The sequence below is a fragment of the uncultured Dokdonia sp. genome, from assembly GCF_947496725.1.
In the GTDB taxonomy this organism is placed as follows: domain Bacteria; phylum Bacteroidota; class Bacteroidia; order Flavobacteriales; family Flavobacteriaceae; genus Dokdonia.
In genome coordinates, this window is the sequence record NZ_CANMDS010000003.1 from 272,476 (window position 1) to 295,691 (window position 23,216).

The 23,216-nt window shown below is 35.4% G+C and carries 24 protein-coding genes; 9 read left to right on the plus strand and 15 right to left on the minus strand.

The annotated features are described in order from the left end of the window. The first annotated feature begins 10 nt into the window (after nucleotides 1–10). The 7 genes from Q0948_RS08085 to Q0948_RS08115 all read left to right on the plus strand — a co-directional run bounded on the left by Q0948_RS08085 (nucleotide 11) and on the right by Q0948_RS08115 (nucleotide 7,527). Nucleotides 11–1,183 (plus strand): glycosyltransferase family 4 protein, encoded by a 1,173-nt coding sequence (locus tag Q0948_RS08085; RefSeq protein ID WP_298350712.1) that lies wholly within the window; start codon nucleotides 11–13, stop codon nucleotides 1,181–1,183. A 3-nt stretch (nucleotides 1,184–1,186) separates the two neighbouring features. After that, nucleotides 1,187–1,789 carry a sugar transferase gene (locus Q0948_RS08090; protein WP_298350710.1) on the plus strand — a complete coding sequence of 201 codons (603 nt, stop codon included), beginning with the start codon at nucleotides 1,187–1,189 and terminating at the stop codon, nucleotides 1,787–1,789. Beyond that, nucleotides 1,789–2,382, plus strand: a complete 594-nt coding sequence (locus Q0948_RS08095; protein WP_298350708.1) for an acetyltransferase — start codon at nucleotides 1,789–1,791, stop codon at nucleotides 2,380–2,382. The genes Q0948_RS08090 and Q0948_RS08095 overlap by 1 nt, the downstream gene beginning before the upstream one ends. Next, complete coding sequence (locus tag Q0948_RS08100; RefSeq protein WP_298350706.1) at nucleotides 2,375–2,926, plus strand: sugar transferase; 552 nt, start codon at nucleotides 2,375–2,377, stop codon at nucleotides 2,924–2,926. Before Q0948_RS08095 ends, Q0948_RS08100 begins: the two co-directional genes overlap by 8 nt. Before the next feature lie 3 nt (nucleotides 2,927–2,929). Next, nucleotides 2,930–4,078 (plus strand): aminotransferase class I/II-fold pyridoxal phosphate-dependent enzyme, encoded by a 1,149-nt coding sequence (locus Q0948_RS08105; protein WP_298350704.1) that lies wholly within the window; start codon nucleotides 2,930–2,932, stop codon nucleotides 4,076–4,078. 3 nt (nucleotides 4,079–4,081) lie between these two features. Continuing rightward, complete coding sequence (locus Q0948_RS08110; RefSeq protein ID WP_298350702.1) at nucleotides 4,082–6,097, plus strand: nucleoside-diphosphate sugar epimerase/dehydratase; 2,016 nt, start codon at nucleotides 4,082–4,084, stop codon at nucleotides 6,095–6,097. Nucleotides 6,098–6,192: 95 nt separating this feature from the next. After that, entirely contained in the window at nucleotides 6,193–7,527 is a 1,335-nt protein-coding gene (locus Q0948_RS08115) for a capsule assembly Wzi family protein (RefSeq protein ID WP_298350701.1), read from the plus strand. A gap of 43 nt (nucleotides 7,528–7,570) precedes the next feature. Here the strand turns inward: Q0948_RS08115 and Q0948_RS08120 are convergent, their stop codons facing one another. The 6 genes from Q0948_RS08120 to Q0948_RS08145 form a co-directional block, all read right to left on the minus strand. Next, nucleotides 7,571–9,097 (minus strand): carbon-nitrogen hydrolase family protein, encoded by a 1,527-nt coding sequence (locus tag Q0948_RS08120; RefSeq protein WP_298350699.1) that lies wholly within the window; start codon nucleotides 9,095–9,097, stop codon nucleotides 7,571–7,573. Continuing rightward, nucleotides 9,097–9,417, minus strand: a complete 321-nt coding sequence (locus tag Q0948_RS08125) for a hypothetical protein (protein WP_298350697.1) — start codon at nucleotides 9,415–9,417, stop codon at nucleotides 9,097–9,099. Before Q0948_RS08125 ends, Q0948_RS08120 begins: the two co-directional genes overlap by 1 nt. A 2-nt stretch (nucleotides 9,418–9,419) precedes the next feature. Continuing rightward, nucleotides 9,420–10,394, minus strand: a complete 975-nt coding sequence (locus Q0948_RS08130) for a deoxyhypusine synthase family protein (RefSeq protein WP_298350695.1) — start codon at nucleotides 10,392–10,394, stop codon at nucleotides 9,420–9,422. After that, nucleotides 10,384–11,322: an agmatinase gene (gene speB, locus Q0948_RS08135; protein ID WP_298350693.1), complete on the minus strand. Its 939-nt coding sequence runs from the start codon at nucleotides 11,320–11,322 to the stop codon at nucleotides 10,384–10,386. The genes Q0948_RS08130 and speB overlap by 11 nt, the downstream gene beginning before the upstream one ends. Nucleotides 11,323–11,351: 29 nt before the next feature. Next, nucleotides 11,352–12,815, minus strand: a complete 1,464-nt coding sequence (locus tag Q0948_RS08140; RefSeq protein WP_298350691.1) for an arginine decarboxylase — start codon at nucleotides 12,813–12,815, stop codon at nucleotides 11,352–11,354. A 534-nt stretch (nucleotides 12,816–13,349) separates the two neighbouring features. Continuing rightward, entirely contained in the window at nucleotides 13,350–13,721 is a 372-nt protein-coding gene (locus tag Q0948_RS08145; protein ID WP_298350689.1) for a DUF2200 domain-containing protein, read from the minus strand. Between the two features lie 847 nt (nucleotides 13,722–14,568). On the opposite strand from Q0948_RS08145, the gene Q0948_RS08150 reads away from it, so the two are divergent. Further along, the gene (locus Q0948_RS08150) at nucleotides 14,569–15,714 is read left to right on the plus strand and encodes a hypothetical protein (RefSeq protein ID WP_298350687.1); all 1,146 of its coding nucleotides are present in this window, start codon (nucleotides 14,569–14,571) and stop codon (nucleotides 15,712–15,714) included. Nucleotides 15,715–16,228: 514 nt separating this feature from the next. On the opposite strand, the gene Q0948_RS08155 is transcribed toward Q0948_RS08150, so the two are convergent. The 7 genes from Q0948_RS08155 to Q0948_RS08185 form a co-directional block, all read right to left on the minus strand. Beyond that, nucleotides 16,229–16,594 carry a hypothetical protein gene (locus tag Q0948_RS08155; protein ID WP_298350685.1) on the minus strand — a complete coding sequence of 122 codons (366 nt, stop codon included), beginning with the start codon at nucleotides 16,592–16,594 and terminating at the stop codon, nucleotides 16,229–16,231. Beyond that, the gene (locus Q0948_RS08160; RefSeq protein ID WP_298350683.1) at nucleotides 16,591–16,983 is read right to left on the minus strand and encodes a contact-dependent growth inhibition system immunity protein; all 393 of its coding nucleotides are present in this window, start codon (nucleotides 16,981–16,983) and stop codon (nucleotides 16,591–16,593) included. Before Q0948_RS08160 ends, Q0948_RS08155 begins: the two co-directional genes overlap by 4 nt. Nucleotides 16,984–17,145: 162 nt before the next feature. Then, the gene (locus Q0948_RS08165) at nucleotides 17,146–17,370 is read right to left on the minus strand and encodes a hypothetical protein (RefSeq protein WP_298350681.1); all 225 of its coding nucleotides are present in this window, start codon (nucleotides 17,368–17,370) and stop codon (nucleotides 17,146–17,148) included. A gap of 4 nt (nucleotides 17,371–17,374) precedes the next feature. Further along, entirely contained in the window at nucleotides 17,375–17,602 is a 228-nt protein-coding gene (locus Q0948_RS08170; RefSeq protein ID WP_298350679.1) for a hypothetical protein, read from the minus strand. Between the two features lie 428 nt (nucleotides 17,603–18,030). Next, a complete protein-coding gene (locus Q0948_RS08175; RefSeq protein ID WP_298350677.1) occupies nucleotides 18,031–19,041 on the minus strand; it encodes a hypothetical protein in 1,011 nt (336 codons plus the stop codon). A 635-nt stretch (nucleotides 19,042–19,676) separates the two neighbouring features. Then, a complete protein-coding gene (locus tag Q0948_RS08180) occupies nucleotides 19,677–20,432 on the minus strand; it encodes an acyl-CoA desaturase (protein WP_298350675.1) in 756 nt (251 codons plus the stop codon). Nucleotides 20,433–20,485: 53 nt separating this feature from the next. Next, entirely contained in the window at nucleotides 20,486–21,058 is a 573-nt protein-coding gene (locus Q0948_RS08185; protein WP_298350673.1) for a Crp/Fnr family transcriptional regulator, read from the minus strand. Nucleotides 21,059–21,191: 133 nt separating this feature from the next. Here Q0948_RS08185 and Q0948_RS08190 point away from each other — a divergent pair, with 133 nt between their 5' ends. Further along, nucleotides 21,192–22,121, plus strand: a complete 930-nt coding sequence (locus Q0948_RS08190) for an EamA family transporter (protein WP_298350671.1) — start codon at nucleotides 21,192–21,194, stop codon at nucleotides 22,119–22,121. A 78-nt stretch (nucleotides 22,122–22,199) separates the two neighbouring features. On the opposite strand, the gene Q0948_RS08195 is transcribed toward Q0948_RS08190, so the two are convergent. Together Q0948_RS08195 and Q0948_RS08200 are read right to left on the minus strand one after the other, a co-directional pair. Continuing rightward, nucleotides 22,200–22,529: a YtxH domain-containing protein gene (locus Q0948_RS08195; RefSeq protein WP_298350669.1), complete on the minus strand. Its 330-nt coding sequence runs from the start codon at nucleotides 22,527–22,529 to the stop codon at nucleotides 22,200–22,202. Between the two features lie 183 nt (nucleotides 22,530–22,712). After that, nucleotides 22,713–23,039: a hypothetical protein gene (locus Q0948_RS08200; RefSeq protein WP_298350668.1), complete on the minus strand. Its 327-nt coding sequence runs from the start codon at nucleotides 23,037–23,039 to the stop codon at nucleotides 22,713–22,715. Nucleotides 23,040–23,216: the final 177 nt, after the last annotated feature.

Sequence of the window (23,216 nt, forward strand, 5' to 3'; positions counted from 1 at the left end):
ATAAGATAAGATGTCCAGAGCAAAACTTATTAGAATTACCACCGTTCCCATTTCTTTAGATAAGCTTCTAGAGGGACAACTTGCTTTTATGAAAGAGTACTACGAGGTTACAGCTGTTTCATCACAAGAGGAAGAGCTTAAAAGAGTAGCAAGCAAGCAAGGTGTACCTTATTTTTTTCTTCCTTTAACTAGAAAGATAACGCCTATACAAGATCTCAAAGCGGTATATAGGCTTTATAAGTTTTTGAAAAAGGAAAAACCAGAGATAGTACATACACATACACCTAAGGCTGGTATTGTAGGTATGCTTGCGGCAAGGCTTGCTGGTGTGCCTCTACGATTACATACAGTAGCGGGTCTCCCTTTACTTGAGGCAACCGGTGCAAAGAGAAAAATACTAGACATAGTTGAAAAACTTACCTACCGTTGTGCCACAAAAGTGTATCCTAATGCACAAGGTTTAAAAACCATTATAGAAGCGTTAAATTTTACAAAGAACACTAAGCTTAAAGTGATAGGGAAAGGCTCTTCAAATGGTATTGATACTACGTACTTCTCCCCAGATTATGAATCAAGTGATATGGTAGATGTAGCAAAGAAGCTTCACATATCACAGACTGATTTTACATTTATACTGGTAGGTAGGCTTGTAGGAGATAAAGGGGTAAATGAATTAGTAAAAGCATTTGTAACTGTTCAAGAGAAACACCCAGAGACCTCACTTCTGCTTGTTGGCCCATTAGAAGAAGAGCTAGACCCTCTTATGCCTTCTACACAAGAAACAATTAAAACACATAGTAAGATTTATACAACTGGATATGTGGATGATGTGAGGCCTTATTTTGCTTTCGCGAAAGCGTTAACCTTTCCATCGTACAGAGAGGGTTTTCCTAACGTCGTATTACAAGCAGGTGCAATGGGGTTACCATCTATAGTGTCTGATATAAATGGATGTAACGAGATTATAGTAAACAACCGCAATGGATTGATTGTTCCTGTAAAAAGTAGTACCGCACTAGAGATAGCAATGTGTAAACTTATAGAGGATAAGGGACTTTATGATCGGGCTAAGGCAAATGCAAGAAGCGTCATCACTGATAGTTATGAGAGAAGGGAAATATGGCAAGCATTGCTAGAAGAGTACAGAGGACTATTAAACGGCTTAATGGCCAAAAAAAAATAATATATGTGGTATAAAAATTTTCTCAAACCACTTATGGACATAAGTTGTGCTTTTATAGGTTTAATAGTCATTGCTCCCATTTTTTTACTAATTACGTTGCTATTGACCATAGCAAATGGTGGAAAGCCCTTTTACACACAATTAAGAACGGGTAAGAACGATATTATTTTTAGAATCATAAAGTTTAGATCTATGAATAATAAACGTGATACATCTGGTAATTTATTACCAGATGCTGTGAGGCTTACTCCAGTGGGTAAGTTTATAAGAAAAACATCGCTAGATGAACTCCCACAACTCATAAATGTACTTAAAGGTGATATGAGTTTTATAGGGCCTAGACCATTACTCCCAGAGTATGTTGAGCTGTATTCTCAAGAGCAACGTAAGCGAGGGCTTGTTAAACCAGGCATATCTGGATGGGCTCAAGTTAATGGACGAAATGCAATAAGTTGGGAAAGGAAATTTGAGTTAGACGTCTGGTATGTAAATAATCAAAGTCTTTTACTTGATATTAAAATTTTATTAATGACTATTAAAAAGGTCTTTATTTCTGAAGGGATATCACAAGAGGGAGAAGCAACAACGACTAGATTTAAAGGGTAATGAAAATTTTTGGAGCAAGTGGCCACGGCAGGGTAGTAAATGCCATCGCAACTAATAATGGTATTGTTGTAGAGGGATTTATAGACGATAATTATCAAAAAGATACTTATTTAGGAATACCTATATGTAAGATTCAAGATTTTGATGAAATTATCATTGGTATAGGAGATAATAGTATCAGAAAGAAACTTGCAGATAGATATAAAAATCAATGGCACAAAGCTATAATACATAGCAAGGCAACTGTTTCTGTACAAGATGAGATTGGTCTAGGAACTGTGATAATGCCTAATGCTGTGGTAAATGAATCCATTTCAATAGGTAATCATTGTATTATTAATACTAGTGCTGTTGTGGAGCACGATTGTATTATCAAAGACTTTGTACATATCTCACCTAACGCTACTTTAAGTGGCGGCGTAAGCGTAGATGTAGGAACACACATTGGAGCTGGAGCGGTAGTTATACCTGGTATAAAAATAGGTAAATGGTGTACGATTGGAGCTGGCGCAGTTATTATAAAAGATGTTCCAGATTATGCTGTTGTGGTGGGCAATCCTGGTCGCATAATAAAATTTAAGGAAATTGATTAAATCTATTTTTGATTTTTTATTTGCTACTGTGATAATTTTTTGTCTCATACCATTTTGGATAATTATGATTATTGTCCCAACTTTCACAATTTTTAAACAAACTAGAATTGGTCAATTTGGTAAGCCATTTACCATCTATAAGATCAGAACAATGCATAGTGGTAAAGTCACGAGTGTAGGTAAATTTCTTAGAAAATTTAAAATAGATGAGCTTCCGCAGCTTTTTAATATCATAAAGGGAGATATGTCTTTTGTAGGCCCAAGACCAGATATACCTGGGTATTATGATAAGCTTGAGGGTAGTGATAGACAAGTCCTTAAACTTAAACCAGGGTTAACTAGTCTAGCGGCTATTAAATATGTAAATGAAGAGGCATTGCTTAAAAGACAAAAAGATGCTAAGCAATATAATGATGATGTAATCTTTCCAGATAAACTACAAATGAATCTAGATTACTGCTCTAAAAAGAGTCTAACCTATGATCTCTATATCGTAGGTCTCACCCTAAAGGGTATATTTGTAAAAAATAAAATCTCTATATAAATAATGTCAAGTTCTAATAAAATCTGGTTATCATCTCCACATATGGGAGGTACTGAGCGCAACTTTGTAACAGAAGCTTTTGATACTAACTGGGTCGCTCCACTTGGGCCTAATGTTAATGGTTTTGAAAATGACCTAGAATTATATCAGGGGCAGGATACTCACGTTGCTGCCTTAAGCTCTGGAACTGCGGCTATTCACCTGGCATTAATACAGTGTGGTGTTGAAGCTGGAGACGAAGTAATCTGCCAATCATTTACCTTTTGTGGTAGTATTAATCCTATAAAATATCTGGGAGCAAAGCCTGTACTTGTAGATAGTGAGTCTACTACCTGGAATATGTGCCCAATTCATTTAGAAGAAGCCATACAAGATAGAATCAAGCAGGGTAAAAAACCTAAGGCAATTGTTGCTGTACATCTATATGGTATGCCTTATCAGGTTGACTTAATAAATGAAGTTGCTAGCAAATATGATATACCTGTAGTTGAAGATAGTGCAGAGGCTCTGGGTTCTACCTACAAAGGTCAAAAGTGTGGTACATTTGGTCGTTTTGGCATATTATCATTTAACGGCAATAAGATTATCACGACAAGTGGTGGTGGGGCTATGGTTTGTCATTCTGAAGAAGATAAAAAGCAAACCGTTTTTCTTGCAACGCAAGCACGTGATGACGCTCCCCATTATGAACATACAACCATAGGATACAATTACAGACTAAGTAATATTTCAGCAGGAATAGGAAGAGGTCAAATGGAAGTGCTAGATAAGCATATAGGTCTGCGTAGAGCTATGAATTCTTTTTACGTTAATGCATTTCGGGATATTGATGGTGTTACTGTTTTTCAAGAACCATCAGAAGATTATTATAGCAATCACTGGCTAAGTGCTATATTAATTGATACAAATAAAACAAATGGGATAAGTAGAGAGGACTTACGTCACGCTTTCGCGAAAGCAAATATAGAGTCAAGACCGCTATGGAAACCTATGCACTTGCAGCCTATTTTTAAAGATGCTCCTTATTATGGTACGGGTGTTGCAGAAGAACTATTTGAGACGGGATTATGTCTTCCTTCTGGATCAAATTTGACAAATGACGATAGAGAACGAATTCAAAAAGTTATATTTGAATTATTCAACAACAAATAACGAATGCTAAGTAGATTAAAAGCCGCTATAAATAGGTTGTTTTCTGACGAAAACAAGTTAGATATTCGTAATGTTCGCTATTTACCTAGGTGGACAGTCCTGTTTATAGATACTTCGTTGATTTTGGTATCAACACTTATTACTTATTTTTTATTATCAGATCTACATATAAAGCCATTAAGCGTTATAAGCAGTGGACAACAGTTAAGCTTAGTAATAGGAGTCAATTTTGTTTTTTTACTTGTTTTTAAAACATATGCAGGTCTCATAAGACATTCTTCTTTTATGGATGCTATGAAGCTTTTGTTTGCAACTGTTGCAACTTTTGCTACATTGATGGTCTTCAATTTGACTTGGCAATATATATATGACCTGAAAGTTTTTATTACAACGGGTCTTATTCTTTTTTCATTTATATCGTTTACAGCATTATTTACTTTTAGGCTTGCAGTAAAACAATTGTACGAACGTTTTAAAATTGCTCAAAACAATGCAGAGATAATTAACGCAGTTATTGTAGGTGTAGATGATGGAGCAATATCTGTTGCAGCTGCCCTAGATATTGAGCATCCACAGCGTTTTATAATCAAAGGGTTTATTTCAAAAAGGCAGAATAAGAGTTTAAGAATTCTTGATAAACCAGTATTGGAACTTGATAAAAGCGTTCAGCATTTAGTGCAAAAACTAAAAGCAGAGGCAATTGTCTTTGCTGGAAACTCAATGAGTGCAGAAGAACGGTTTTCAATCGTAAAAGAATGTCTCGAGCACGACATTAAAGTGTATAACTCTCCGCTTGTGATAAATTGGAGTGAAAAGACAACGGTAACAGATCAGCTAAAAAGTCTCCAGATTGAAGATTTATTAAACAGAGATCCCATACAGCTTAATGATAGTGTAAAGTCTAGTAAACTTCAAGGAAAGACAATTTTAGTGACAGGAGGAGCTGGTTCTATAGGTAGCGAAATAGCAAGGCAAGTTGCTTCTTATAATCCAAATAAATTAATTGTATTAGACCAAGCAGAAACACCTTTGCATTCTCTTAGTTTAGAATTACAAGGAGCTTTTCCAGATATAGATTTTGAGTTTGTAATTTGTGATGTAGCAAATAGAAATAGGTTGAGAATTCTTTTTGATGCGTTTAAAATTGATATAATTTATCACGCAGCGGCCTACAAGCACGTACCTTTAATGGAGAATAACCCTTCTGAAGCTATACTCACAAATATTTATGGTACAAAAAACCTTGCAGACATTGCAGCTAAGCATAAAGTGAGTCATTTTGTGATGGTGAGTACAGATAAAGCGGTAAACCCAACAAATGTTATGGGTGCTACAAAGAGGGCTGCCGAAATGTATGTCCAGTCTAAGTATTTTAATTTACAAGCCAAAGGAAAAAAGAAGAGCACCAGATTTATTACAACTAGGTTTGGTAATGTACTTGGGTCTAATGGGTCTGTGGTTCCATTATTTAAGAAGCAAATAGAGAGTGGAGGGCCAGTTACGATAACACATCCAGATATCATACGCTATTTTATGACCATACCTGAAGCTTGTCAACTAGTTTTGGAAGCTGGAACAATGGGTAAAGGAGGTGAGATTTTTATATTTGATATGGGAGAGCCTGTACGTATTATGGATCTTGCAGAAAAGATGATTAAACTAGCGGGGCACACTCTTAATGAGGACATAGAAATAAAAATTACAGGACTTCGACCTGGAGAAAAACTCTATGAGGAATTGCTAAGTAATGAAAGTAAAACCTTGCCTACTCATCATAATAAAATAATGATAAGTGAGGACCTAGAGAATGACTATGAGCAGGTAAATACGGTCATAAATTCAATTATCAAAGCCGCAATAAAAAATAATAACACGATAAGTGTAGCAAAGCTTAAATCTTTAGTTCCTGAGTTTAAAAGTAATAATTCTGAATATGAGATTCTTGATGTAGAAGTGACAGAAGATATTTCGAAGAACTTAGGAATGGAAGAAGACTTACCTCAAGATCTTTTTAAGTAGGCAATATGAGTAATGGAAATTATTGCAAATCCAGAGAATATCTTTAGCTAAATATTTCAAAGGCTATAGCTTTAATTATATACAAAAGTAGTTTTATGAAGTTTGGGAAATTATTGTTTTTATTAGTATTAATTTCATCCCAACTCGAGGCTCAGGAAAATATAGAAATTAATGGAGCTATAAACGTAAACACTTATTTAAGTGAAAGTGAATTGCCTTTCTGGTTTTACAGAAATACTGAAGGTCTTGTTAAATCTAACTCAAACGCTGCATTGAGTGCATTCTCTAGCTTTGAATACAAATTAACCCCATTATCTACGTTAGAAGGAGGCATATCATTATTTTATAGGGATGGGAGTCTAGAACGCTTACAACGTGGAGACTTATTTGTACGTTTTAAGGCTAAACATTATCAAATTACACTAGGTTCTAAAAGTGCAGATGTTGTAAATGGTCTCTCAAGTACCAATAATAATATTTTAAACAGCGGAAATACACGTCCTTTTCCAGGTTTAGTTATTGAGTCACCAAAATTTATTTCTCTTCTAAAGAATATGTATATAGATTATGGACTGGGTCATTACGTACTAAATGATATGCGTTATGTAAAAAATACTCGAGTGCACTATAAGCGTATTAATGTAAAATATACAACGGAATTATATGGCGTATTTACCGCTGGTGTGCAACATTATGCTCAGTGGGGAGGTAAAAGCCCAATTGATGGAGATTTACCTAATAGTGCAAGTGATTTTTTTAAAATATTCTTAGCTCAATCAGGTGGGGATAATTCTGATGAAGGCGAACAAGTAAATGCCTTAGGCAACCACTTGGGGAGTTTTGATTTTTCATACCAAAGAAACTTTGAGAATGGAACTTTGAAAATGTATCATTTACACCTTTTTGATGATGGTTCTGGAACGGCATTCAAAAATTTTCCAGATGGTGTTTGGGGAATTAACTATACATTTAAAAATAAAAAGTTTTTTAAAAACCTTTTATATGAGTACGTAGATACTCGAAGTCAAAGCGGAAGTTCAGGGAGAAGCGGTCGTGATAATTACTTTAGTAATAAAGGATATAGAAGCGGCTGGACGTATGAGAGCGATATAATAGGTTTGCCTTTTTTTGAACTTAATCCAGAGACAGGACTAGGTATTACAAATAATAGGGTTATCGCTCACCATTTTGGCGCAGGTGCAGCCATAGGTAACTTTTATTTTCAAGCAAAACTAACATATCTTGAGAGCTTAGGTACATACGCAGCTCCCTTTGAACCAAAGCAGAAAAGCTTTTTAGGCTATTTATCCACAAAATATAATACCGACAAATTTGGAATTTTTAATATAGATTTAGGCTTAGATGTAAAAAACTATGAAAAACCTGTTTTTGGTCTTAGTCTAGGATACTATTATACAATAAATAACTAGCAGAATCAAGGTTGTTTAAGTGTTGCATCTCAAAAACAGATACTTACCTTCTAACCACTTCAAAAAGATCTGTGCGTCTATCACGTAAATTTTTTACCGCGCCAAATTGATTGAGTTCTTTTAGTAAATCTAGGTCAACATCGGCTATTAATATCATCTCTGTATTTGGTGTTGCTTCTGCTTTTATGCCATTAGTAGGGAAGGAGAAGTCACAAGGAGTAAACACCATAGATTGTGCAAACTGTATATCCATATTTTCTACATTAGGTAAGTTACCTACACTACCAGCAATTGCTACATAACATTCATTTTCTATAGCTCTAGCTTGTGAACAGTGGCGCACTCTTGAGTATCCATTTTGTGTGTCTGTAAGAAAGGGAACAAATAGTATATCCATTCCTTCATTTGCTAGTAGTCTACTTAACTCTGGAAACTCAGAATCATAGCAAATTAATATTCCTATTTTTCCACAATCTGTATCATATGTTTTAAGCTCAGTACCACCTTGCATACCCCATACTTTTGCCTCGTCTGGAGTAACGTGTAGTTTTTCATAACGTTCAGTACTGCCATCACGTCTACATAGATAGCCTACGTTGTATAAGCGTCCATCGCGTATCTCAGGCATACTACCGGCTATAATATTGATATTATAGGTTATAGCAAATTCAGAAAATTGCTTAACTATAGCTTCTGTATGCCTTGCAAGTTTTCTTATCGCATCTGACGTTTTGAGATGATTATCTTTTGCCATAAGGGGTGCATTAAAAAACTCTGGAAATAACACAAAGTCAGATCTGTAACCAGCAACAGCATCTATAAAATACTCTGCTTGGTTAAGTAACTCCTCTAAGCTATTATAAGGTCGCATTTGCCACTGTATGAGCCCTAGACGAACATTTGATTTTTTTGTAGCTGCTTTTCTAGATGGTTTTTTATAGTAAATGTTATCCCATTCCATCAGTATAGCAAACTCTCCAGATGCTTTATCTCCTTCTAGATATCCTCTCATAACTTTTGCTGGGTGAAAGTCATTAGAGATTTGAAAGTTAAGCACTGGGTCATTTATCTCTTTGCGCTTAACTTGCTCTATATATTCTTTAGGTTTCAGGTCTTCTGCATAAAGACTGTAATTGGGCATTCTACCGCCAAAGGTGATACCTTTTAAGTTAAGTTCTTCACATAGCTCTTTGCGATAATCGTAGAGCCTTCTGCCTAAGCGCAGACCTCTATATGCCGGTTTGATAAATACATCTATACCATAAAGGACATCACCATCATCTGAGTGGGTAGAAAATGTGTAGTTGCCAGTAATATCTCTATACGTGTGATCATCTTCAAAATCATCATAGTTGACAATGATAGATAGTGCACAGCCGGCAATTTGCCCGTTAATTTTTATTACGGCTTGTCCCTTTGGGAACTTTTTAATCAAAGTTGATATATGTTTCTCCTCCCAGTATGAATCTGGCATATTTGTATATGCAGATATCATAGCCGTTTTAAGTTCTTGATAGTCATTGAGCTCAAGATACTTGAGCTCAATGTGTTGTATATCTCCAGTTTTCATTATTCTTTTATATCCTCGTCTGTGTCAAAAGGATCTTGTACAGCTGTTGGGTCATTATCTTGGTATGACTCGTAATCATCTTCATCATATTGTTCCATCACACGTTCTAGTTTTGCACTAATTTTTACTAGGTATTTTGTGTCCTCTGTAATAATTTCAATACACTTTACGAGTTCATCTTTTACGTTTCTAAAACGTATGATATCACTATCATCATAACCGTAAGGATACTTCTCGACCACTAGGGCAAGTATCTCAGGAGTTAACTTCTTGAAGTCTACGATTACTCTATTGAGGTTTGGATTATTTGAGTTTTTCATAATTACATATCTAGAAGGTAAGCAAATATGAGTGGTGCTACGATGGTTGCATCACTTTCTATAATAAACTTAGGCGTATTCATATCTAGTTTACCCCAGGTTATCTTTTCATTAGGTACTGCGCCACTATAAGAGCCATAGCTAGTTGTGGAGTCACTTATCTGGCAGAAATAACTCCAGAATGGTGTATCTGTGCGTTCCATATCTTGATAAAGCATAGGCACAACACAAATAGGAAAATCGCCAGCGATACCACCACCTATCTGAAAGAAACCTATACCGTTATCTGAGTTTGCCGTATACCAGTCTGCTAGATAGGTCATATACTCAATACCAGATTTTACAGTACTTGCTTTAAGTTCACCCTTCATCACGTAGCTTGCAAAAATGTTACCCATTGTACTATCTTCCCAACCTGGCACTATAATAGGTAGGTTTGCCTGTGCGGCAGCATACATCCACGAGTCTTTTATGTCTATCTCATAGTATTCTTCAAGTACGCCAGAGAGTAATAATTTATACATAAACTCGTGTGGGAAGTAGCGCTCACCGGCAGCCTCTGCATCTTTCCATATTTTTACAATATGTTCTTGTATTCTTCTAAAGGCTTCCTCTTCTGGAATACACGTATCTGTAACTCTGTTTAAACCACGTTCTAATAAATCCCACTCATCTTGTGGGGTTAGATCGCGATAGTTAGGCACGCGCTCGTAGTGGCTGTGCGCCACAAGATTCATTACATCTTCTTCTAGGTTTGCACCAGTACAAGAGATGATCTGTACTTTATCTTTACGTATCATCTCTGCAAATATTTTACCTAGCTCTGCCGTACTCATAGCACCTGCAAGAGATACAAGCATTTTTGAGCCCTTATTAAGTTGCTCTTCGTAGGCCTTTGCTGCATCTACTACAGAGGCCGCGTTAAAGTGTAGGTAGTACTTCTCTATAAATTGAGAGATTGCTCCTTTAGTCTTCATCTTGATCGTATTTTAACTTTGTGATTGTGTTTTGATTTTTTGCATAGAGATTATCATTATCCTCATCTGCATCGTGCTCCACAAATTTGTAGCTCAACATTTTATAGTAAAGCTTAGCCGCTAGAAAGTCTGAAGATTTTTCTGAGGGATTAGGGCATAGCTCTACGATGTCAAAGCCAACCACATTTTTTTCTTCAAAGACCTTTCTTAAAAACTCAAGTGTCTCATACCATAAAAGTCCGCCTGGTTCTGGAGTACCTGTAGATGGCATTATAGAAGGGTCAAGGGCATCGAGATCTAGCGTTATGTACACATTATCTGTCATAAGCTCTATGGCATTATCCATCCAGTAGTCATCTGTACTCATATCGTGTGCATAAAACACGTTTTCTTCATTGAGAACTGTTTTTTCTGAGGCATCCATACTGCGTATACCTACTTGCACAAGGTTTGTAGTCTCATTTGCTTCATACATCGCGCAAGCGTGATTATATACAGACCCTTCATATTCCTTACGTAGGTCTGTGTGCGCATCTAGTTGTAGTACGGTTAAGTCATTATAACACTCATTAAAAGCGCGTATAGATCCTATAGACACAGAGTGCTCTCCACCCATCATCGTGACAAACTTATTGCGTAAAATAGCAGCTTTTACCTCTTTGTGTACTTCAGCTACCATTTCTTCTGGAGTGCTATGACCCGTAAGAGCCTCTGCAAGAAATACGCCTTGTTTATAAACCTCTGTATCTGTCTCTATATCGTACAGCTCCATATTTTCAGATGCGTGTAAAAAGGCTTCAGGACCTTTATCTGCACCTTTTCCCCAGGTACTAGTACCGTCATAAGGGACAGGGATTAATACGATTTTTGAAGATTCGGCGCTGGCATATTTTTCATCTATACCGGCATACGTTTTTTGAGATTTCATTGTAATTTGTTTAAGTTTTGTTACTTGTGTTAGTTTACTGTTTCTTTGGTTTGTGAGGCTGTTTTTGATTCCGCTTTCGCGAAAGCGTCATTAACCCCATAATCATATCCTAAAATGGATAGTAGTTGCTCAGAGGTTTGCTGCTCTGCAAAAACGCTAGTTACCAGCTTACCATCTTGATCACGATCTATTAAAACGTGTTTTGGGGTAGGGATGAGGCAGTGTTGCAATCCGCCAAAACCGCCTATACTTTCTTGATAAGCACCCGTATTAAAAAAGCCTATATACAGTGGTTTATCCTTATTATACTTAGGTAAATAGATCCCGTTCATATGCTGCTCGCTGTTATAATAATCATCACTATCACAGGTAAGACCACCTAGTAAAACGCGCTCATATTCCTTTTGCCAGCCGTTTATGGCAAGCATTACAAAACGTTTATTAATCGCCCAGGTATCTGGTATGGTGGTGATAAATGATGAGTTTATCATATTCCATTTTTCGCGATCATTCTGTTGTTTTTGATATAGCACTTGGTAAATCGCACCGCCACTTTCTCCTACGGTAAAACTGCCGAACTCTGTAAAAATGTGAGGCACCGCAACGCCAGCCTCATCACAAGTTTGCTTAATCTGGCCTATAATCTCGCTCACCATATATGCATAATCATAGTCAAAGGCGAGTGAGTTTTTTATAGGAAAACCACCACCTATGTTAAGGCTATCTAGTGACGGGCACACCTTTTTAAGAGAGACATACACCTTCATACATTTAAGAAGCTCGTTCCAGTAGTATGCGGTGTCACGTATGCCCGTATTTATAAAAAAGTGCAGCATCTTAAGAGTCACCTTAGGGTTATCCTTTATCTCTTTATTAAAAAAAGGCACAATGTTTTTATAACCCAGACCTAAACGAGAGGTGTAAAACTCAAACTTAGGCTCCTCTTCTGAGGCGATACGTATACCTATGTTATAATTACCATCTATAGCATCGCTTAGCAGGGTGATCTCTTCATAATTATCTATAACCGTGATACAGTTTTTATGACCATTGTTTATGAGACGTGCGATGTTTTGAACATACTGGTCACGTTTAAAACCGTTGCTTATCACAAAGGTGTCGTCATTGATCTTGCCCTGTGCCTTGAGATTTTCTACAATATCTATATCAAAAGCAGAGGATGTCTCAATATGAATATCATTTTTTAAAGCCTCGTCTAGCACGTGCTTAAAATGTGAACTCTTAGTACAATAGCAGTAGTTATAACTACCGGCATAGTTGTGCTCTTTTATAGCAGCTGCAAACCAGGTTTTTGCTCTGTTTATATTATCAGAGATTTTAGGTAGGTATGTAAACTTAAGTGGTGCACCGTGTTCTTTTATAAGTGCCATTAAATCAATCCCGTGGAACTGGAGCTCATTTGTTTTTAGGGTGAACTCTTCCTGCGGAAAATCAAAAGTTTGATCTATAAGATCAAAGTATTTTGTCTTCATTATAAAGTTGTAAAATATGTAAATAGAGATGTGGGCCCAGTGATAATAGGGCAGTGGAGTGATCTTCTAGTACATTCAGATGCGGAAAATGAATACCGTATAAGGATCAAAGCTTAGAAGCTTTAATGAAGTAAGGGTAGTAATGATTTCAGAAGTCAGCCTAAAAATTCGGGTCTCTATCCCTAGAGCAGCTTTCGAAGTAGACTTCCTTATCCTTCTAAGCCCGAATATGAAAAAAGATTTCATCGTTATGACAATTCGATTTAACTATGCCCGAATTATGCGGTAAACATAGTAAAAAAAACAAATCAAAAAACTTTTTTATAAAAATTTTAAAATTATTTTTAACTAACTGAATAACAATAGTTTAATTTGGTTTTTAAGGTGGTAATTATTACTCAGGTATGCAATATTCTAGACTTAAAAGATCTTAATGTAGTGTGATTACGCTTTCGCGAAAGCGTACTTAATATCATTATACCGCTGGAGTACATAATAAGTAGTAAAAATGTGTTTAGGGATGCGATGTACCTATTAAGACGTTCTTAATATCTTGTCCATCTTGCGACCTTTTGCCAGCTCGTCTATAAGTTTTTCCATCTGCCTGCACTGCCTGTAAAGTTCAAACTCATCATCTATCTCCTCAATGCGGTAACCGCATACAACACCTTTTATGAGATGAGCGTTAGGGTGAATAGTTGCTTCTTTAAAAAAGGTCTGAAATGTCACCTTCTCGTCTATAAGTCCCTGTAGCTGTGCCTCATTATAGCCGGTATACCATTCTATAACTTGATGAAACTCCTCTCTGGTACGTCCATTTTTTTCTAGTCTATTCCAGTAAAGTGGGTATATGGATGCAAATATCATTTGTGCAACCTTATCTTCTTTGGCAGCAGTAACTTTCATAGTGTTGTCTATATTAATGAACTTAAATATACAATTATTTACAGATAGCGATGAAGATGTGATGATGTGCTGAGTATAATAGAGGTAGAGTTGTTTCTAACTCAGTTCTTTGTTGTGTACTTGATTTCCGTCCTAATCTAGTTTGCTGTGCTAATTTGTTACTAAATTGATTTTAAATAAAATTCAATATTAGAGGTATAATTCCGAGTACAAATATTCCGACTATCGCAATCCAAAATTGATAATTTCGTTTTTCTTTTCTAATCATACTCATTATAATAAAAGCTAAAGCGAGAAACATTAAGACAATTGATATTACTTCTAAATATAATAAAGTTGAATCTGTGTTGTTTTCCACACCTGGGAAATTCACATAATTAATTGTCAAATAAAATACGATAATATTAATTATTATAATCCAAATCATAAATCGGAAAGCCCAATTTTTAAAAATAATTTTATTCATTTCGTAAGTTTATTTGTTGTTCGGTATTTTGTTTTTAAGCTTGTACACAACAGGCCACTACATAAAGCGAGTGCGGCATACTTCGACAAGCTCAGTACAAGCCTTGCTGGTGTGCCTGTTTTTTATTTTTTAATTAATTGTTTAAATATACGAGTATTTGAGAAAGAGCACGCTTTCGCGAAAGCGTAAAATCAGGAAGTCCTTATGACGAAAATTATAGATCTAAACAAGCTTAAAAGCTTGTGCTTAGAGTAACAGATATTGGCTTTTTTACTAAGTTGTTTGTGTTGTACATTATTGTTGTGCTAAAATCAATTTGTCATTTGTGATTTATCATTACAAGTACTACATTTCAGTTTTCAAATCTTAATAATAAATTTAATGAAAAACCTACTCTCTGTAATTCTTGTATTGATTCTAATTATGTCTTGCTCAAAAGATGAAATTAATGAAGATACTACACCAACTAGTTATGACGATTTAATTGTCACTAGCTCCGTTAGTCAGATAGGCTTAGATGATGCTAAGGTAGTATTATCAACAAATATTATAACTCCATTAGGTTCAACTAGAACTTTTTTTTATAAAGAGTTTGGAACTCAAAGTTTTTTAGAATCAACTAACGGAATACTTACTAATTTAGTAAGCGGTAAAAAGTATGAGGCAAAGGCGAGAGTAACCATAAACGGCACAGACTATGATTCACAAACATTATTTTTTACTACAAAGGGATATCTTAGTGACTCTGAAGTATATGGAGAGGTAGATGAATTTAATAAAAAGTTTACTATAACATTTGTGGATGGCGGTCAAAATGTATCCGAATTTGTTCAGCCACTTGTAGCATATGCTAAAGTAGGACAGGATAGTGTGCAAGTTGAGAATATCAGTTATGTGGATAATATAATATCATTTGAAATTAACGCAGATACACAGCAATTTTTTGAAAATGATACTCAGTATATTTCTAACAAAGAATTTACCTTAGGGTTTTTCAGTGGAGATTACTATCAAAACTTAATTACGCCTCAATCTAGTATTAATTATGATGGAGAAATTACTAACAGATGGAATTTCTTTAATAAAAAACCTAGATTAGATTCTTATATGAATATTGAGAATTCAGATTGTCTGGAACCAGATAATAGAAAAGAGGTTCTTGACATTCAAGGTAAATTTTGGGGTCTCTTTACTGGGCCCTCGCTCAACACAGGAACAGGAACACCTAATATTCCTGATAATCTAACAATACGATTAACAAATATTAATAACCCTGATATTGAGAAACTATATTTTATAAATGATTTAGAGAGTATATACGAGGTTTATACACAATGTGATTTAGAAGCATTTGGAATGGCTCACGAAATAGTTGATGGTGCTTTCACCGGTTTCCATTCAGATAATTTCTTACGATTGCGTTTCAATAAAAACTTTATTATTACAGGAAATTATAATCTAACTTTTGCAGTTGAAAAAGAGAACGTTACTTATACTTCAGATGAGTTTATGGTGGTTATTGACTAACAGTTAGCCTTCTATTGGAACGTAACTAATATCGTATTAATTCTACTCATAATACAGTTTAATATACTATGTAAAGCGAGTGCTTCTCCCTTATAGCTATAGGTAGAAGCACTCGCTTTATTTTATGCTCTTCTTAATTTATTTGAGCATACAATTAATTTTCGATTTGTGCGCCGCGCATAGCGCTTTAAAATCCTAGCAGATTAGCTTTATTATCTATCTGTACAAGATCCTTGATTATAGCTCTTACAATCGCTCTTAAACCTATTTTGAAGCGTTGCCATACGATTGCGGTAACCATCAAGTATACAGCTGCCTTTTGTGTGGCTTATTTTGTCGTGAACTGCGAGCCCTTGGGCAATCAGCCGCCACGGTTTTGTATAAGATTAGTGGCGTGTCTAGGCAATTAATTTAGTAAACAAAAACTTGCCAGCGGAAAATTCCGCAAGAATTTTCCAAGTAGGCTAAAACCAGCCATTAATTATACACGGTTTTGGCAACTGCCTTTTATTTTTTAATGTTCCCAATATTCTAATCTAAAATCAATTACAATTGAGTCTTTGTCAAATTCTACGTATAATTCTTTTCCTTCCACTGGGTCGATATTCCAACCATAATCAACCATTATTTCGTAAGTAATTTCGTTTTCTTTTTTAATTTGATAATTACCAGGTTCTCCTAATAATCCAATGACTTTTTTTAATTCCATTCCTTTTTCGAGATGATTTTCCATTAAGTCTTGGACCATATTTTCTCGATATTCATAAAATCCGTCAAATCTTTCATTCCATTTAGATTTGTCAAATTCCATTTCTTTTACTCCGCAACTTGATATTAGCGTTATGATAATTAAAAGGAATATTCTATTTAATATTTTCAACTTGTTTTTTCATTTATTCGGTCAAATTTATTTTCTCCGAGTTCACTTTTTATTAATTCCGAATTCCGTTCCACAATATTTTTAAAAGTCAAAAATTCGGTTTTATTTTCATTCCAAAATTCAGTCGGTAAATTCGAAACTACAATAAGTAAATCGCCTTCATAAATATCACATTCGGTCAAAATATTCCGTTCAAGTTTTTCGAGTGCGATTCCGATTAGATATTTAGTTCCGATTTGTTGAGAAATCAGAAGTCTTATCTGTTCGTTTGTCAATTCTGCAATGCTGATTTTTCGATAACGATAACATTTTTCAACCAAATTAGTAGGAAATTCGGAAGGGTTTTTCCAAATATCTTTTTCTAATTGTTCGATTGATTTTATTTCCATTCTCGGTTTTTTTCAGCTTGTTGCCAACGGTTTAGTATATGGAAAGTTGCGGGTTTGCGTGCGAGGAATTTTCGAAGGAAATTCAGACGTAGCAAACTTGCAACGACCTTTGATTTAGCCCAAAACCAGCAATTTTTTATATACTGTGTTGGGCACAGTTTTTTATTTTTCAAATGTTGAAAAGTATCCACAACTATAAATAACTGTCAAAAACTCTCCTAAATCGTCTTTTAAAAGCGAAAAAGTCGCATCTATTTCCTCTGAATCGCTACTTCCGATATAATCGATATCCACAATCCATTCATAATTCAATTCCTTTAGTTTCTTTATAATTGTCTGTAATTCCTCGTACTCAAAATGTTTTGAACGAATATAAATTTTTTCCATTCAATTATTTTTTTGGAACTACATATTCAGCCAATTTCACACCTTTAGTCAGTTCAGTCAAATAAGAAGCAGAAATTCCAGATTGCTCAATTATGTCTTTCTTTGAGTAATCGCTTTGTTTTATTTCATTCGCATATTTAATTCCGAACAAATGTATCATAGCTACAGCATCTCCTTTTGGTGCATCATTATACATTTCGCTGAGTTTAGTTCCTAATTCATTTAAGGTCATATTTACTGTTTTTAGTGTTCAGATTGTTGTTTGGTCAAATTGTGCCCAAAAGGCCACTACATAAAGCGAGTGCGGCATACTTCGACAAGCTCAGTACAAGCTTTGCTGGTTTGCTTTACTTTGTGGTCTTGATTTGTTTGATCTAAATATACAATGAATTTTGGATTTGTGCGCCGCGCATAGAGCTTTCAAATCCTAGTAGATTTGCTCTATGACCCATCTGTGCCAGATCCTTGATTATTGCTCTCACAATCGCTCTTAAACCTATTTTGAAGCGTAGCCATACGATTGCGGTAATTACCAAGTATACAACTACCTTTTGTGTAGCTTATTTTATCGTGAACTGCGAGCCCTTGGGCAATCAGCCGCCACGGTTAGTATATGGTTAGTTACGTGGTTAAGGAACTAGTTTAGGTTATAAAGTCACATCATCTAAACTGATACAACTTATTGGATCGTAGTACGCACAAACCAAATGATCGCTTCTTAGAAAATTGAAAGTCCTCTACGCAGGTGTTATTATCTAATTCTACAAAATCGATGAGATTGCCTTGCTTTGAAGAAAATTGTGCCACACAATTCTTTCCATTTTCATTAATCATAGCAAAAATTGTTTCACTTAAAACAATAGGTTTTCTTCTGGGATGGGCTAAAACTTTAGTTCCATCCTTAAAAATAATGTTATCAAAGACTAGTTCATTCGTTAATGGCTCTCCTGAAGTACTGTTAATCCATTTGAATTTATCAAAATTGGACGTTAGTAAAATTTCGCCCTTAATAACCTGAATATTTTTGAATTTACTTACTTCCCTAGTTTCCCAAACAACCTGTCCTGTAGATATCGCTAATTGTACTAATGTATTACCAGCCAGTACGTATAAAAAGTCATCACTTACTGCTATATCTGTAATAGAACCTTGCGTTTTTTCACCTAATATATTTATGTAATCACTTTTATGAGTGAGCCGGTATTCCCAGATTATACGATTTTCTTTTTGGCCATAGATTGAATTAACACTACGCAGTATTACTATATCTTTTTGAATAAATACTGGTTTGCTATTAGAGAATAACGTGTTTAATTTTCGTACTTTCTGAGTATTAGGATTAAAACAAAAGTATTGAAGATCTTCATCTTCCAAATATACTAACCATTCTGAATTGCTATATCTTAAGCCTGTAGGTGTAAAAGGTTGAGCCATTTGATCTTCAAATTCATCCTTGTTTAGATTAAAACGATAAAGTCCTGACCAAGTGAGATAGGTGCCTAAATGATTGATGGTAAATCTGGAATAGGGTATTTCATAATCCTTGTGTAATACAAAATCAAAATCACCTTGTAACTTATAAATTCTCATTCGATTTTCTCCGAAAATAAATAAGCGATCGTAGAGCAATTTAAATTGATCGACGTTGTTAAAAGAGTTTATGAGTTCCATATTTCTAATTCGTTTTTCATTTAATGAACTACAATAGGCCACTACATAAAGCGAGTGCGGCATACTTCGACAAGCTCAGTACAAGCTTTGCTGGTGTGCCTGTTTTTTGATTTTCTAAATATACAATGAATTTTGAATTTGTACGCCGCGCATAGAGCTTTCAAACCTGCCTCCGACGAACGTAGCGAGAGGAAGGCATAAATTCGCGTTATGTAATAGTTCTTGCATCCGACGAGAGAGGGACGACCGAGAGGAATGCACTCTTGCAACTAAGTGTGAGCTTTCTATAATTGAGATTTGTAACCTTTAGGCATTTTTGAGTAGTGGCCTGTGGCGGCTGATTGAGTAGGGTGGGAGCTTTAAAATCCTAGCAGATTTGCTTTACAATACATCTCTGCCATTTATGCGTGTAATGCGGAGCAATACCCTTTCGCGAAAGCGGAATTAAGCAAGGTACAGCTTCAAAGTGAAGACAAAATCATCACCAGGGTGCTATACATTTGCGTATTTAAACCGTCTCGTGATAAATAACAAATGACTACAAAACAGACGCTAACTGCCCGTTTTTCAAAAGATATCTCTCTCCAAAACTAGAAAAGCTCAGAAAGAAATATCAATCTGAGCTTTTTAAAAAATTAACGGTGCCTTTGTACGTCTATTTTGATAGGCTTCATATGAATGAGATGTATACGGTGTAAAAAACGCATAATGAGATACGTCACATCTATCTCATACCGTCGCACCCCTCCAAAGTTAGGCCTAGACCCAAACTTGTGATGATTGTTATGATATCCTTCTCCCATCATCAAGAAGTCAAAGCGAAAGAGATTTTTAGAAGTATCCTTCGTTTTAAAGTTTCGGTAACCTAAAATATGTCCAAACCAGTTAATGATGACACCGTGTATAGGAGCCATAGCAAGTACTACAGGTAAAAATAGCCATTGCCACCAAGCGGTTGCAAATACAGCAAAAAAGGCAATATACAATGCACCCCAAAGCAATCTAGAGAAACGAGAACTGGCAAAAGCATCAAAACGTTTCCATTGTGGAACGTTCTTTTTAAACTTTTCATCTACTGCTACTCGGTCGTTATTAATGTCTTGGTAGATGTTTTTTGTTTTCCACATCATAGCAAATGGATTTTCATCATAACTAGGGGAGTGTGGGTCCTTATCTGTATCTGTATAGGCGTGATGCATTCTATGCATAATACCATAGCCATAGGCACTCAGGTAACTAGGCCCTTGAAAAAGCCAGGTTAGTATAAAGGTTATTTTTTCGGCAGTTTTTGACATTGTAAATGTCTGGTGAGCGGCATATCTATGTAGAAAGAATGACTGAAAAAACAGGCCACTATACCACATCACTATAACAAAGATGAGAATAAGCATTTCTTTTTTATACAAAGGTACTCTGGCAGTAAAGGCAATACAATGAACCTACATTAAGTAATACGCTTGCGTATACGGCTTAGGGCTTGTGGGGTCACGCCTATGTAAGAGCTTATGTATTTGAGAGATACCTCCTTGAGAAGCTGTGGTCGTTCTTTAAATATACTTAAATAGCGTTGCTCTGCCGTTTGATCAAGAAGCGATTGTAGCCTTTTTGACTTAGTAATAAAGAGGTTTTCGGCAGTGAGCCTTCCTATAAGGTTACCTATGGCCGTCTTATTGTAAATTTCTTGAAGATCGTTATAAGAAATACTAAGCATACTCGTATTAGAAAGTGCCTGTACAGCGTGCTCAGAAGGTTGTTGTAACAAAAACGAGTCGTAAGCACTCACAAATTGATTCTCAAAACAAAAGCCAAAGGTGATTTCCTTTTCGGTTTTGGGTTTTGGTATAAATAATCGCACCGTGCCTGTAGTAATAAAGGAGATATAATTTTCTACTACACCAGCTTTATGTATGATTTCTTTTTTCTTAAAAGTACGCTCTTTTAGCTTAGAGCTAAAGAGCTCCCAATCACTGTCTGAAACGGGTGAAAACTTATTTATATAATTACGTATCTCTGTCAACGGTTTGCAAATGTTTGTATAGCAAAGATACTACTCATACATCTCTTTAAAATCGTTATCTAAAGATGTTTTTACTTTAGTTATTATCGTTATGTTCGTATAGCCTTATTTATCCCCCATAAAACAGTCACTTATGAAAAAGGAAACCTACTTAATTATTCTTGCGTTTTTCTCAATTTATGTCTTTTGGGGCTCAACTTATTTATGGAATAAGATTGTAGTGAGTGAGGCTCCCGCTTTTATGCTTGCGGGATTGCGATTTACAATGGCTGGATCGCTTATTTTTCTCATAGCAAAGATGACAGGAAAATCACTTAAGGTTACTCCAAAACAGCTGCGCAACTGTGTTCTGGCGGGGTTTTTCTTTCTGGTGTATGGTAATGGAGTTTTTGTATGGGCACTTAATTATGTAGATAGTGGTTTTGCTGCATTGCTTGCTGCGCTGCAACCGCTATCCATCTTATTGTTAATGAGAATTACCCAAAAGAAAGGTCTCAAGCCTAAATCTATTATAGGTGTACTATTAGGGCTTATAGGTATGTATTTACTCGTGTCACAGCAAGAAATTGCGATGAAAGAAGGTGCTGCTCTAGGTATAGGAATGATTTTTACCTGTATTTTAAGTTGGAGTATAGGGAGTCTATTTGTAGCAAAAGCAGACCTTCCTAAAAACTTCTTCATCACAACAGGGTATCAGATGGTAAGCGCTGGTATCTTATTATGGATTATAAGCCTAGTTATTAATGAATCGTGGGTTTTTCCAAACGCCTGGAGCACACGCGCACAAATATCTATGGTGTGCCTCGTTATATTTGGTGGGATTGCTGCATTTACATCTTTTAACTATTTACTCAAAAAAGTATCTACAGAGAAGGTTGCAACCTCTGCATATGTAAACCCTGTTGTAGCATTATTTTTAGGGTGGTATTTTCTTGATGAGCAAGTCACCTTACAATCTATGATTGCTGCCGTAGTACTTCTAAGCGGTGTTTATTTTATAAATAGTGTAAAGAAAACTGATAATACAGCCTTAAGAAAGCCCTGGCGTAGAGGTAGGGGCTAAAGGAGTTAAAACGCTTTATAGTACATAAAAAAGTCTCGCTTCAAGGCGAGACTTTTTTATGATAAGCTATGAATTCTACTATACAAACTTTGTTTCTTGTGTATCTAGAGCTTCCTTTGCATCTAGTATAGTTGCGTCTTCAATATCACTTGCGTGAGCAGTTTTATGTCGTACCTTATTATTTGCCTTAGATAACTCTCTGTCAAGAGCATTTTTTAAACTTGTGAGTTTTTCAGACACTTGATCTTCTACTTCGTTATAACTTTCTTTAAGTGTATCACCAGCCTTTCTTGCTTTGTCCTTAAGAGCTGCTTTCTCCTCTGGTGATAGTCTATTGTATTTATATAAGCCTAGAGCTCCCGCTGCAACAGCAAGTAAACCTAGTATTCCCTTTGTGTTATTATTCATAATTATATCTTTTAAGTTGAATATATAATATACAAATTCTGAACCAATTCTTCTTACAGCAGTAGGGTATTGGGATTTTGTTAATACACTTTTAGCAAAAAGCAGAATTTATTTATGACATCATCACTTTACATATGTGATTACGCTTTCGCGAAAGCATAACAGAAAACAGCTCAATTATTACTAAGCTACAGCCTCTGTCATTGCATAATAATGCAAGATGTTTTTATAAAAAGAGATGTTTTCTTTAGTCTCACGTATACAAGATTTTAAAAACTTCTGTAAATCGTCAAAAGTAATTTCTACCTCGGCTCCTTTTTCTAGCATATCTACACCTAGTAATGCGGTGCCATTATCTATATCAAGTACCACAGATGTAGCATTAAAATGATTTTTAATAATAGCGATATGCAATTGTTTAAAGCTGGCTCTACGTTGATAACGGAAGTCTGTAGAGTACTCTATAAGATTACTAATACTTCTTACGATGGTGTTGTTTGGTTGGATCATAGCGTTTGGTTTTTTTCTTTTGAACATCATAAAAGTAAAATGTTAAGTGTTAATAAAAATCTAACTATCAGTAATTTATAAATTGTTTAACTTGAATTGTTAAAGGTTGCACAAAACAAGAAGACGCTAGTAATTGTACGTTTTACATAGCCCAGTTAGATCTTTTGTGAGACACAC